This is a genomic window from Paenibacillus lutimineralis, from assembly GCF_003991425.1.
GTDB classification, from domain to species: domain Bacteria; phylum Bacillota; class Bacilli; order Paenibacillales; family Paenibacillaceae; genus Fontibacillus; species Fontibacillus lutimineralis.
Genome location: NZ_CP034346.1, coordinates 2,456,417 through 2,469,138, shown reverse-complemented (window position 1 = coordinate 2,469,138; position 12,722 = coordinate 2,456,417). Strand labels below are relative to the sequence as shown.

The 12,722-nt window shown below is 49.4% G+C and carries 12 protein-coding genes and 1 pseudogene; all 13 read right to left on the bottom strand.

What is annotated here, in order from left to right; genetic code table 11:
• Positions 1-15 precede the first annotated feature (15 nt).
• Entirely contained in the window at positions 16-1,113 is a 1,098-nt protein-coding gene (hisC, locus tag EI981_RS10395; RefSeq protein WP_126997846.1) for a histidinol-phosphate transaminase, read from the bottom strand.
• 30 nt (positions 1,114-1,143) lie between these two features.
• Positions 1,144-1,950, bottom strand: coding sequence for a tryptophan synthase subunit alpha (gene trpA, locus EI981_RS10390; protein ID WP_127004545.1), 807 nt, complete (start codon positions 1,948-1,950; stop codon positions 1,144-1,146).
• A gap of 11 nt (positions 1,951-1,961) precedes the next feature.
• Positions 1,962-3,161: a tryptophan synthase subunit beta gene (gene trpB, locus EI981_RS29515; protein ID WP_227011891.1), complete on the bottom strand. Its 1,200-nt coding sequence runs from the start codon at positions 3,159-3,161 to the stop codon at positions 1,962-1,964.
• 75 nt (positions 3,162-3,236) lie between these two features.
• Positions 3,237-3,770: pseudogene (locus EI981_RS29510) on the bottom strand (phosphoribosylanthranilate isomerase); the annotation flags it as partial.
• Between the two features lie 59 nt (positions 3,771-3,829).
• Positions 3,830-4,660, bottom strand: coding sequence for an indole-3-glycerol phosphate synthase TrpC (gene trpC / locus EI981_RS10380; protein ID WP_126997842.1), 831 nt, complete (start codon positions 4,658-4,660; stop codon positions 3,830-3,832).
• Positions 4,650-5,690 (bottom strand): anthranilate phosphoribosyltransferase, encoded by a 1,041-nt coding sequence (gene trpD, locus EI981_RS10375; RefSeq protein WP_126997840.1) that lies wholly within the window; start codon positions 5,688-5,690, stop codon positions 4,650-4,652. The genes trpC and trpD overlap by 11 nt, the downstream gene beginning before the upstream one ends.
• Positions 5,691-5,695: 5 nt before the next feature.
• Positions 5,696-7,270, bottom strand: coding sequence for an anthranilate synthase component I (gene trpE, locus EI981_RS10370; protein WP_126997838.1), 1,575 nt, complete (start codon positions 7,268-7,270; stop codon positions 5,696-5,698).
• A gap of 760 nt (positions 7,271-8,030) precedes the next feature.
• Positions 8,031-8,402 carry a chorismate mutase gene (gene aroH / locus EI981_RS10365; protein ID WP_126997836.1) on the bottom strand — a complete coding sequence of 124 codons (372 nt, stop codon included), beginning with the start codon at positions 8,400-8,402 and terminating at the stop codon, positions 8,031-8,033.
• Positions 8,395-9,498, bottom strand: a complete 1,104-nt coding sequence (aroB, locus tag EI981_RS10360) for a 3-dehydroquinate synthase (RefSeq protein WP_126997834.1) — start codon at positions 9,496-9,498, stop codon at positions 8,395-8,397. The genes aroH and aroB overlap by 8 nt, the downstream gene beginning before the upstream one ends.
• On the bottom strand, positions 9,498-10,667 hold the full coding sequence (aroC, locus tag EI981_RS10355; RefSeq protein ID WP_126997832.1) for a chorismate synthase: 1,170 nt from the start codon (positions 10,665-10,667) through the stop codon (positions 9,498-9,500). Before aroC ends, aroB begins: the two co-directional genes overlap by 1 nt.
• Before the next feature lie 242 nt (positions 10,668-10,909).
• Positions 10,910-11,086, bottom strand: coding sequence for a hypothetical protein (locus EI981_RS29210; protein WP_193556445.1), 177 nt, complete (start codon positions 11,084-11,086; stop codon positions 10,910-10,912).
• Between the two features lie 277 nt (positions 11,087-11,363).
• Positions 11,364-12,188 (bottom strand): CheR family methyltransferase, encoded by an 825-nt coding sequence (locus tag EI981_RS10350; RefSeq protein WP_227011890.1) that lies wholly within the window; start codon positions 12,186-12,188, stop codon positions 11,364-11,366.
• Complete coding sequence (gene ndk, locus EI981_RS10345) at positions 12,185-12,628, bottom strand: nucleoside-diphosphate kinase (protein ID WP_126997828.1); 444 nt, start codon at positions 12,626-12,628, stop codon at positions 12,185-12,187. Before ndk ends, EI981_RS10350 begins: the two co-directional genes overlap by 4 nt.
• Positions 12,629-12,722 lie beyond the last annotated feature (94 nt).

The window sequence follows — 12,722 nt, the reverse complement described above, 5'->3', positions numbered from 1 at the left end:
AGATGCATACACCCGCTAGACTCGTACCTTACGCTGCTGAAGCACCTGCTCCAGAGCTGCGATAAACTTCTGATTCTGGCTCTCTGAGCCAACCGTTACCCGAATGGAATTCGGATATTTAGAGAAGCCGCCGCGCACAATGACTCCCAGCTTAAGCAACTCCTGGAACATCTCCTGTGACAGTGTCTCCACATCAACCATAATGAAATTGCCATGAGCCGGGAAATAAGACAACTTCAGACGGTCGAATTCTCCATTTAAGTATTCAATTCCCTTGGCATTCTTCTCGCGGCATTCCGCTACGAACTGGTGGTCTGCAATCGATGCTCTCGCTGCGGCCTGACCGATCCGCGAGGTGTTGAATGGCTCACGTACCTGATTAATCAGTTTGATGACTGCAGGCTGACCCACACCATACCCGATGCGCAGGGATGCCAGGCCGTAAATTTTGGAGAACGTGCGAAGCACAACCAAATTCGGATACTTATCCAACAACCGGATACCATCTGCATAAGACGGATCAGTAACGTACTCGGCATATGCTTCGTCCAGCACGACCAGTACTTGACCAGGAATCCGATCCATAAAGGCGATCAAATCCGCTTCAGGCACAATAGTCCCTGTCGGATTGTTAGGGTTGCAGATCCATACAACCTTGGTCCGATCATTAACTGCCTGAAGCATTGCTTCCAGATCATGCGTTCCTGCTTGTAGAGGAACCTCGATACTGACTGCGCCTTCGATATCGGCATTGCTCTTATAGACGGAGAAAGTCTGATCCGCCATAATGGTCTCGTCTCCCGGAAGGAAGAAAGCTCTGGTAATCAGGGCGATAATCTCATCCGAACCACATCCGAAAATAATTTGATTCGAATGTACCCCCAGATGACTCGCTAATTCTTCGGTTAATTCCACCGCACTTCCATCAGGATAAATGCTGATATTAGCAAGCTCCGCTTCGATCGCTTCACGAACGCGAGGGGAGCAGCCATATGGATTCTCATTCGATGCGAGCTTGATTACTTCTGTAAGGCCAAGCTCCCGCTTGACTGCCTCGATCGGCTTACCAGGTTGATAGACCGGGAGGTTCACGATTTGCGGTTTTGGCAGCATGTATTTCTCCTCCTTCGTTCCAAATGAAATTTACACTCTTAATTTTGCCACAAAGTCACGAATTTGCAACAAGCCCTGCTCCTTCGTCGCTTCACTCTGTAATAATGGCAATGCTTCCTCGATCTTGCGCACAATCGCACTACCGACGACAACTCCATCACAAAACTCGGCAAAATGCTGAGCCTGCTCTCGGCTCGAAATGCCGAAGCCGACGGCGACAGGAAGATCGGTACCTTCCTTCACAGTCTTGATGAAATCATCCACACCTTGGGCAAAAGAAGCTCTTTCTCCCGTAACGCCGAGTGAGGACACGCAATAAATGAATCCGCGGGCCCGGGAAACAATGCGATGAATCCGTTCATTCGAGGTGGGAGCAACTAGTGGCACAAGATGAACATTCGCTTCATCCGCTAGATGCAAAATCTCCTCGGATTCCTCGTACGGCAAATCAGGGATGATAAGTCCGCTAATTCCTGCCTTCTGCACGAGTTGGAAGAAGCGTTCGAATCCAGTCTGCAGGACCGGATTGAAATAAGTGAATAATACGATTGGCATTTGAATGCCGCTGTCTCTAGCCAGGCGGGCTACCTCGATGCAAGTCTCAATCGTAACATGATGGGTCAGCGCACGCTCTGATGCCCGCTGTATGACAGGACCATCAGCTAATGGATCGGAATAGGGGACGCCTAGCTCAACGATGTTCGCACCGGCCAGCTCGACCTCTCTTAATATTTCCAAAGTTGTCTCCACATCAGGATCACCAACTGTAATGAACGGCATCAGTGCTGCTTTGCCTTCCTTACGAAGCTGGGCAAAGGTCTGATCCATCAGATTCATTTCCGCAGACTTCATAGCGCAGCTCCCCCTTCAGTGTAAGCCATAATTGAGTCCACATCCTTATCTCCGCGCCCTGACAGACAGATTACGATAATCTGTTCACTGCTCATTTCCGGCGCCATCTTCATAACTTGTGCCACAGCATGTGCCGATTCCAGCGCAGGAATAATTCCTTCTGTTCTGCTCAATAGCTGTAGAGCATCTAGCGCCTCCTTGTCGGTAATAGGATAGTACCGCGCCCGCTCAATATCCTTCAGATAGGAGTGCTCCGGGCCGATGCCCGGGTAATCGAGACCAGCGGAGATTGAATGCGCCGGTTTAACCTGTCCATATTCATCCTGCAGCAAATAACTAAGAGAGCCCTGGAATACACCCTTGCTTCCTTTCGTCATCGTTGCCGCATGATATTCCGTATCAGTTCCTCTGCCCGCCGCTTCGGCACCAACCAATTGTACAGACGTATCTTCGATAAAAGGATAGAACATGCCGATTGCATTGCTGCCTCCGCCAACCGCAGCGACGAGCATATCCGGTAGTCTTCCTTCCGCGTCTAGTATCTGGCGACGTGTCTCATCACCGATGATTCGCTGGAAATTACGGACCATTATCGGATACGGATGCGGTCCAGTTGCCGATCCAAGAATATAGAAGGTGTCCTCGACATGGCTGACCCAGTAACGCAGCGCCTCATTACAAGCATCCTTCAAAGTGCGTGTTCCAGACATAACTGGCACGACCTCCGCGCCGAGCAGCTTCATGCGAAACACATTAAGCTGTTGACGCTTCGTATCTTCTTCTCCCATGAATACCTTACACTCTAGTCCGAGCAGTGCTGCAACCGTAGCCGTAGCTACTCCGTGCTGGCCCGCGCCGGTCTCGGCTATGACTTTTTTCTTCCCCATCCGTTTTGCCAGGATCGCCTGGCCGATCGCATTGTTAATTTTATGGGCTCCAGTATGGTTCAAATCCTCGCGCTTCAAGTAGATCTTCGCACCGCCGAGGCTTTCGGTTAGTCGCTCCGCATAATACAGCGGGGTCTCCCTTCCTGAATACTGCTTCAGCAAATATGCAATTTCCGTTTGAAAATCGAGATCATCCTTATATCGATTATAGGACTCCTCAAGCTCAATTAGCGCGTTCATTAACGTCTCCGGGACATAACGGCCGCCAAATGGACCGAACCGCCCGTGTTCATCAGGAACTTGTGCCATCTTCCCCTTCACCCTCTCCACGAATGCTGTTATTTTATCTATATCCTTACTTCCATTCATCTCCACACCGCTCGACACATCTACACCATCCGGGTGTGTATTCTTCATTAATTCAGTTATGTTATCGGGATTCAGTCCACCAGCGATCCAGCAAGGAATACCTTGCCCCTTGGCCCAAGCTTGATAAGGAAGAGCCTTCTCCCAGGCAAAAGATATCCCCGAACCACCGCCATAAATCGGGTCATATGTGTCTAGCAGAACAGCGTCCACGGCTCCTGCATAATCTTCGATCTTCAATTCTCCACTGAGTAGTCCGCTCTCCAGTACGGAGAAGGCCTTGATCACCTGAACGCCTAGTCGTTCCCGTACCTCCTGGCAAAGCTCCGGACTCTCGCTACCATGCAATTGAACTACATCCAGTCCAGCTGTTTTCACAATATCAGACAGCTCCGCCAGCTCAGGGTTTACAAATACGCCAACGCTCTTTGGGATTTCTGAAGTCTTCCATTCCTTAAGATGCGCCGCCAACTCGGCCGCCTGGTCAGCACTCACTTGCCGCTTGCTCTTGGCAAAGACAAATCCAATATAATCTACGGGTAAATGTATCATCGATTTTAGCACTTCAACGGATTGAAGTCCACATATTTTTACTGTAGTTTCATTCATTTTCAAGAACGCTCCTTCCGCAAGACAGCCCCAACCTCATCTTGCTCCAGCACACTCATCAACTCATTCACCGCTTGGTCGACATGTGACTGTCTCATGAACGTCTCACCAATGAGAAGCCCCTTTGCGCCAGTCTGGGCCAAATACTTCACATCCTCCGGAGTACGAATTCCGCTCTCGCTGATGAGTGTCACCTCCGCGGGTACCATGGAGGACAATTCAGCCGTTACTTCAAGCCGCGTCTCAAATGTATGAAGGTTACGATTATTGATTCCGATAAGCAGGGCATTCCCTAGCGATAGGGCTCGTTCCATTTCATTCCGATCATGAACCTCAAGCAGAACATCCAGATCCAGTGCAGCAGCCGTCTGCATAAACCTGCGAAGCTGTTCATCATCCAGAATTGCCGCAATCAGTAGAATCGCATCCGCCCCGAGGAGCCTGGCCTCATAGATTTGCATTTCATCGATGATGAAGTCCTTGCGCAGCAGCGGGAGCTTGACTTGGTCGCGGATTTGCTGCAAATATGAGCCGCTTCCTTGGAAGTAGATCTCATCCGTCAAGACCGAAATACAATCCGCTGCTGCAGACTCATAGCTGCGCGCGATCTCCACTGGATTAAAGTCAGGACGGATCAACCCTTTGGACGGCGATGCCTTCTTTACCTCGGCGATCAGCCCTATTTCCCGCTTGTTTCTCACGGATAGCGCCTGATGAAATCCTCGGGTTGGCGGAAGCAGACTGATTTGCCGCTCTGCTTCCATTCGTGTTAATCGGTCGGTCAGCTTCTGAACTTCCTGTCTCTTCGTCTCGACGATTTTATCAAGATACATAACTTAAATCCTCCGTTGTATGAATAAGCTGTTCCAGCTTGCTGTATGCTTTCCCCGAATCGATCGACTCTGCAGCAATGACTACACCCTCACGAATGCTGTCGGCCAGGCCAGACACATAAATGCATGCTCCGGCATTCGCCAGCACCACATCTCGGTAAGCCCCCTTCTCGCCTTGAAGTACCCGCGAGATAATCGCGGCGTTCGTAGCCGGATCTCCTCCCATCATTTCAGTGAGCGGATATGCTTTTAAGCCGATATCTTCCGGCTGAATTTCATAGGTATTCACTTCTCCGTCTTTCAACTCCGAGATCAGGGTTGGCGACGAGATGCTGATCTCGTCCAGCCCTTCCCGGCTCGTTACAACAAGTGCCCGCTTTGAACCTAGCTCACGAAGCACACTGGCAATCGTCTGAGTCTTGTCGGCATCATAGATTCCCAGCACTTGCCGGTCAGCACCGGCCGGATTCGTCAACGGACCGAGCATGTTGAACACTGTCCGCACTCCCAATTCTTTGCGTGGCCCTGCCGCATACTTCATCGACGGATGATAAATCTGCGCGAACAGGAAGCAGATTCCGATCTGGTCGAGACAGCGCTTCGCCTGCTCTGCATCCAGATGGATGTTCACTCCGAGCGCTTCTAACACATCCGCGCTGCCAGCGCGGCCAGAAGCAGAGCGGTTGCCGTGCTTGGCTACGCGAACAGACACCGATGCGGCAACAATGGCTGATGTCGTTGAAATATTGAATTTGTGAATACCAGAGCCGCCAGTACCGCAAGTATCCAACAACCGAGTTGACTCTGTGTACATCCGGTTCCCCTGCAAGCGCATAGCCTCGGCAAATCCAGTAATTTCTTCGATCGTCTCACCCTTAATTCTCAAAGCCGTCAGAAGGCCGCCAATTTGCGCCGGGGTCGATTCTCCGCTCATAATGACTTCCATGACTTCCTTCGCTTCTTGCCGCGCCAAATGTTGGCCGGCAATAACCCGTTGCAATCCAGATTGCACAATATGTTGTCCGTTCATCCTCTCTACTCCCTTCTTAGCCCCGCAGGCGTATATTCATATAAATAATCCTGATTGATCACCGCTTCATCCTTCTCTTGCATCGGAAACATCTGCTCAGCCATCCGAATTGCCGTTAACAACGCCTTCGCCTTATTCACTGATTCCTGATATTCGTTCTCCGGCACCGAGTCCCATACGATCCCGCCCCCGGCCTGCACATAAGCCTTGCCGTTCTTGAATACGATCGTCCGAATTGTAATGCAAGAATCCATATTGCCTGAAAACCCAAGATAGCCGATCGCTCCAGCATAGGTTCCTCTTGCCTGCTGCTCTAGCTCGGCGATGATCTCCATCGCTCTCAGCTTCGGCGCGCCTGATACGGTTCCCGCCGGCATACAGGACAGAAAGGCATCGAAAAAGTCCTTGTCGCTCCGTATTTTGCCGGATACCTTGGAGACCATGTGCATGATGTGCGAATAGCGTTCAATATTCATATAGGACTCACACTTCACACTACCGAACTCCGATACTCTGCCGAGATCATTACGTCCCAAATCAACCAGCATCAGATGCTCTGCCCGTTCCTTCTCATCCTGCAGCAGCTCGGCCTCGAGTGCCAGATCTTCCGCAGTGGTAGCACCACGCGGTCTCGAGCCAGCTATTGGCCGTGTCTCTACCCGGTCTCCCTCCACCTTCACTAGCACCTCAGGCGATGTTCCGACGATAATCTCGTCGTCCATCTTGAGATAATACATATACGGCGAGGGATTCAGCGTCCTCAGAACTCTATACACATGCAGCGGATCGACCTCTGTCTCAATATGGAACCGCTGCGATAATACAACTTGAAATATATCTCCGGCTCGGATATACTCCCGGCCCTTCTCGACGTTCGCTATGAACTGTTCCTTCGTCAGATTGGAACGAACATCCCCAAGCTCTACTTGCGCGGGAATCGGCTGCCGATTGAACTTCTCGGCCGGGTCCTCATCTTGCAGAAATACATCTGCTTCATCAAGCTTAAGCTCCGCCTCCTGGTAAGCCCTGCGTATATCTTCCTCGAGAGCTCCATCTTTGACATGCACATTGGAAATCAGCAGAATGCGCTGCTTCACGTGATCGAAGACGATAATCTGATCGCAGAACATGAACTGCAAGTCATTCATATTGAGATCATCGATCCGGTGCTCCGGCAGCTTCTCATAATACTGCAGCAGATCATATCCAAAGAACCCAATAGCTCCTCCGGTGAAAGGGGGCAGTTCTGGAAGCATCGGGCTACGGAATCCCCTTAGGATAGAGCGAAGCTCCTCCACAGGTTTTTGTGACTGTTTCTGCTCCTTGACGCCGCCGCGCTCTACAACTAGCTGGCCTTTCTTAGCGGTAATCATCATGAACGGATCTTTGCCGATGAAGGAATAGCGCGCCCAGTTCACACCACCCTCTACACTCTCCAGCAAAAATGCCCGTTCCCGCTCGGCGATCCGCCGGAAAATACGGATAGGCGACTCCATATCCGCCAGCAATGTGCGTACGATCGGAATCAAATTATAGTCTTTTGCCATTGCAATCACCTGCTCAACCTGTGGGGTTGTCATGCTCGATCACTTCCTTCTTTTCATCTTTTGTAATACGAGTTGTTCAAAAAGTCCGATTTTCAGCACCGAGAAGGTTGGATGAAGCTAGGGCGTGAGGAGCGCAGCGTACGTAGTGGGTACGTGAGCACCTAAGATGTTTCCGTAGGAAACATGACTTCGTAAGCATTTGCTTAGGCCCGGCTGAATTCAAGATTCGATGCCGAAAAAACTTTCAGTTGTAACTTCGTGTTAGATATAGAATTTATAAGTTATCAACGGAGTTGATGAAATTCTATATCGCAAGAAAACCTACCTTTGAACGCGGTCGCTCATCCTTGAAACTAGCCTCGATCAGGTTTTCTTATCAAAAGTGGACTTTTTGAACTTCCTCTTTATTGAAAACAAAAAAACCTCTACCGAAGTAGAGGTTACTTAGATTCGCAGTATGAAGTGACGTCTGTCCTGTACGATGCCGACAGGCATACGGAATGAAAATCACAGAAATTACGTATCCCAAAATAAACTGGAGTCTCATAATTCCTACGGAACAGCAAATACACCCGTCCCCATGTATAGGTTCCCCTATAGATTCATCCCTCTGTATGTCCTGACTATTTCAGGCATAATATCTGAACTAGACTACTCTCTCAGCTAAACTCTGCTCATCTCAACTCTACTCAGCTCAAAAACCATTCTTAACCAAAATCTTAAAATTAATATACATGATTCTTTGTCGGTTGGCAACTTTCTTTTTTTGCCTAATCCAGACAACATTCGGGTATTAAGCTTGCCCGCTGATATCCGGACGAAGGCTTCTCGCCTCATTCATATAGATATGCTTCATTTCCCGCTGCGTCTTATTCGTATTTACATGAATCAACAGCCGGATGCACTTCGGAAGCGCGTTCTTTACTGGGATCTCGGTCGAACACATCAGCGGAACCATATCCCAGCCCTGCAGCACACGAATTGCCTTAGCAGGAAAAGCAGCATCAAGATCAGGCGTAACTGTAATCCAGACACTGCAAATGTCCTCAGGCAAAATCTCATTGGCAGCGACGACCTTCTTCAATAGCTCTGCTGTAGCGTCCAAAATTTCCTGTCCCTCGTTATGAGCTACCGTCGTTGCTCCGCGGATGCCGCGATTATACATTCTGTCTTTCCCCTTTCAATTCCGCGATAACCCGGCGTACCTCATCTAGTGTCACATCGGAGACAATCTCTACCTTTCCGATTTGAACCGGGAGTACGAATACAATTTTGTTCTCTGTAAACTTCTTGTCATGCATCATGGCTGAGATCAGTTGATCTTCATCCAAATGCACTGGCATGGCTGTTGGAAGTCCGAAGCCTTGCAGAAGCTCTACTGTTCTCTCATATAGCGCTGCCTCTTTGCCGCGATGAACGGCAATCAAAGCCGCTGCAGCCATACCAATGGAGATGGCCTCTCCGTGCAAATACTCGCCATAGCCTCCGGTGGCTTCAATCGCATGACCAAGCGTATGGCCAAGATTGAGAATAGCGCGGAGTCCTTGCTCCCGCTCGTCGGCCGCTACAACCTTCGCTTTAACCCCGCAGCCCTGAATCAAACCATATTCCAGAGTTTCCGGGTCTAGTGATAGCAATTTGCCAGCATTGTCCCCGCACCAGTCGGTGAACTGCTGATCCCAGATCAAGCCATGCTTCACCATCTCGGACAACCCTGCGCGTACTTCACGATTCGGCAGGGTCTGCAATGAACTAACATCGTAGAGAACCATCTCAGGCTGATAGAAGGCACCGATCATGTTTTTAGCCAGACGGTGATTGACCGCCACCTTGCCGCCAACGCTGCTGTCATGAGCCAGAATGGTCGTCGGCATTTGTATGAAGTTTACTCCGCGCATATAAGAAGCAGCTACAAATCCTGCCAAATCGCCAACCACACCGCCACCGAGAGCTACAACGGATGATTTACGATCCAGACCGCTCTCAATCGCCGTCGTCATTACTTCTTCAAATACAGCCAGTGATTTTGAAGGCTCACCGGCCTCAACAATATGATGAACTGTCCGGTAACCGCTCGACTGCAGAGAGACTTCAACCTTCCGCAAATGCAGCGGAGCTACATTGGTATCTGTAACGATCAGTACCGGACTCTTCTTCGTTAATTCATGACGCTCAAAATAAGCGCCCGCTTGTTCCAGCAAATCTCCGCCAATATAGATCGGGTAAGATCGATCCCCCAAATCTACTTCCAGCGTTCTCATTAGTAGGCCTCCAATTGAGCCAGGTAGCCCTTGTAGTTGCGCTCAATCTCTTCGATGGAGTCGCCGCCAAATTTCTCAAGGAAAGCCTTCGCCACTTCCCAGGCTACGACATGCTCTAGTACTACGCTTGCTGCGGGTACAGCACATGCATCAGAGCGTTCTACCTGAGCAGTAAATGGCTCTTTCGTATCAATATCAATGCTCTGTAGTGGCTTATAGAGCGTCGGGATCGGCTTCATTACCCCACGTACAACAATCGGCATGCCGTTCGTCATCCCGCCTTCGAAGCCGCCAAGACGATTGCTTGCCCGATAGTATCCGCGCTCCTCACTGTACAGAATCTCATCATGCACCTGTGAACCAGGTATTGTGCCCGCTTCAAATCCGATACCGATCTCTACACCCTTGAAAGCATTTATCGACATAACTGCTTGAGCGATTCGTCCATCCAGCTTGCGGTCATATTGCACATGACTACCGAGTCCAACCGGCACGCCTTCAACGATACATTCTACAATACCACCGATCGAATCGCCTTCGGCCTTAATTTTATCGATGTATTCCTCCATCTTCTTCTCTGTAGCCTTATCCGCTACACGGACAGAGGATTGTTCAGTAATCTCTATTAGCTCATCCAGAGACAATTGATGTGGAGGAGCTTCGATCTCGCCGATTCTCTTCACTTGACCACCGATCTTAATGCCGAAGCGGCCCAGGAATTGCTTGGCGATCGCGCCAACGGCGACGCGAACTGCGGTCTCACGTGCACTAGAGCGCTCCAGCACGTTGCGGAGATCCTTCAGATCATATTTGAGTCCGCCATTCAAGTCAGCGTGACCCGGACGAGGACGATGAACACGACGTTTCTCTTCGTCAGTGCCTTCAACAGGCTCAACATTCATAATATTACGCCAATGCGTCCAGTCGTTATTCTCTACAACGACAGCGACAGGCGCTCCGGTCGTATATCCATGGCGAACGCCACCGACAATAGCCGCGGTATCTTTCTCGATTTGCATCCGTCTGCCACGGCCATAGCCCTTCTGACGACGGGCGAGCTCATAATTAAGCGCCTCAAAATCCAGATGCAGATTGCTAGGCAATCCCTCGATAATAGCAGTCAACTGAGGACCATGTGTCTCCCCAGCCGTTAAATAACGCAAAGTCATGCTGCGTTCCCCCTTTAAACTGTTAAACTGTAAAGAGCTAAAACCCGATAATTACTCTGATCATTATAGTATATGACCTTTCCTTTTGACAAGAAAACCATATGCCACTAAGAACAACCGGATTAAAGTTAGATTCTATTCTAGCATCTCAATCGAAATGTGACTACATAAGAGGTAAATTTATATATCTAAAGCAAAAACGCACCCCCTCCTAAACCCTAGAAGGATGATGCGCTTTCGTATTATTTCGTTGCCGACTGTCTATGCCCCACGGTCGCAGAAGAATGCCGATACAGATCTTCTGTACTGTCCGTAAGCAGATCGTCGAGCTGCCGCCGCTCAATCCCGAGTACCTGAGCACATTCCTGCGCGGTAAGGAACCCGCGCCGATACGCGTTAATTACCTTTCTCTTGTCCATAAGCTGACCTCCACGAGATACCTGATCGTTCGTGTTCAAAAAGGCCGGTTTTCAGCACCGAAGCTTTTGCTTCCTGAATCACTTCGTGTTAGATATAGAATTTATAAGTTATCAGCGTAGCTGATGAAATTCTATATCGCAAGAAAACCTACCGTTGGATCGCGGTCGCTCATCCATGAATTGCCTCGATTGGTTTTCTTATCAAAAGCGGACTTTTTGAACTACCTCTGATACTTCTCATTATCGGACAAGAGCATCAGGAATATACTGCGTAGGCTTAAGCTTTTTTGCGGTAGAAGAAGGTCTCGGAAGTCTCCAAATCGTATTGCCCCGGCGAGAAGATCTGCTCGGTGCTACCGACGAAGAGAACCCCGCCCGGTCGCAATGATCGAGCAAATTTATGGTACAGATCATGCTTCGCCTCTTCGGTGAAGTAGATCATCACATTGCGGCATACGATCAGATCGAAGCCTTCCTCAAAAGAATCGGCTAGCAGATTCTGCTTCTTGAAAGTAACATGCTTCTTCAGACCTTCGTCGAATCGATACATCATGCCATCCTGGGTAAAGTACCGCTTACTCACATCGACCGGAACATCCTTGAGCGAGCGTTCTAGGTATAGACCTTGCGCCGCCTTGGATAACGCCCCTTCATCAATGTCCGTTGCCAGCAGATATGTACTTTGCAGCAGCCCTTGATCGGCGAGGATCATCGCCAAGGTATAAGGCTCTTCCCCGGTTGAACAAGCAGCGCTCCATATTCTCATCCGCGATCTCTCGTTGCTGAGCACAGGCAGTACCTTGTCACGGAGAACTTCCCAGCGGTTCGGGTTACGCCAGAATTCGGATACATTGATCGTCATCTTATCCAGAAACTCGTAGAACAGAGTTTTGTTCTCCATCATTGCCTTGAAGAAGGAAGTGAAGCTAGAATATCCATTTTTATTGCGCAGCGTTGTGAGACGCCGTTTCATTTGCGCTTCTTTGTACTGGGCCAAATCGATGCCTGTATTTTTCTTTACATTTTGAATGAATCCCGCATAATCGGCAGCATCATGATCTGACGGTTCTGTCTGCAGCGTGTCAAATCCGAGTTTATTCATATCCATGAGTCAATCGTCTTCTGATATCCCAGTAATTCTCCTGGCTCAAAGAAGTTAGCGATCTCCCGCTCAGCACTCTCTGGGCTATCGGAGCCATGAATCAAATTAAACGGCGTGTGAGCCGCAAAGTCACCGCGAATCGTACCCGGAAGCGCCTCCGTTACCTTGGTCTTACCGATAACGATCCTAGATAAAGCGATGACATCATCGCCTTCCCAGACCATAGCGAATACGGGACCAGACGTGATAAAGTCAACCAATTCACCGAAAAAGCTTTTACCCTCATGCTCGGCGTAGTGATGTTTGGCCTGCTCATCAGAAACTTGAACCAATTTGCCGGAAACTAACTTGAAACCTTTGTCTTCAAATCTGCTAACAATTCTACCAATGAGTCCGCGCTGTACCCCATCCGGTTTTACCATTAAAAAAGTACGTTCCAAGATAATCTCCCCCGATTTTACAATGTCAATTCTTCATGATCCAGGATCTAGATAGCGGTTTCATCCGTATTTTATCAGAAAAATGGCGTTCCGT

Coding starts and splice junctions, on each gene's coding strand:
- hisC (WP_126997846.1), bottom strand. CDS start 1,113: ATGCTGCCAAAACCGCAAATCGTGAACCTCCCGGTCTATCAACCTGGT.
- trpA (WP_127004545.1), bottom strand. CDS start 1,950: ATGAATCTGATGGATCAGACCTTTGCCCAGCTTCGTAAGGAAGGCAAA.
- trpB (WP_227011891.1), bottom strand. CDS start 3,161: ATGGCACAAGTTCCTGATGAACACGGGCGGTTCGGTCCATTTGGCGGC.
- trpC (WP_126997842.1), bottom strand. CDS start 4,660: ATGTATCTTGATAAAATCGTCGAGACGAAGAGACAGGAAGTTCAGAAG.
- trpD (WP_126997840.1), bottom strand. CDS start 5,690: ATGAACGGACAACATATTGTGCAATCTGGATTGCAACGGGTTATTGCC.
- trpE (WP_126997838.1), bottom strand. CDS start 7,270: ATGACAACCCCACAGGTTGAGCAGGTGATTGCAATGGCAAAAGACTAT.
- aroH (WP_126997836.1), bottom strand. CDS start 8,402: ATGTATAATCGCGGCATCCGCGGAGCAACGACGGTAGCTCATAACGAG.
- aroB (WP_126997834.1), bottom strand. CDS start 9,498: ATGAGAACGCTGGAAGTAGATTTGGGGGATCGATCTTACCCGATCTAT.
- aroC (WP_126997832.1), bottom strand. CDS start 10,667: ATGACTTTGCGTTATTTAACGGCTGGGGAGACACATGGTCCTCAGTTG.
- EI981_RS29210 (WP_193556445.1), bottom strand. CDS start 11,086: ATGGACAAGAGAAAGGTAATTAACGCGTATCGGCGCGGGTTCCTTACC.
- EI981_RS10350 (WP_227011890.1), bottom strand. CDS start 12,188: ATGAATAAACTCGGATTTGACACGCTGCAGACAGAACCGTCAGATCAT.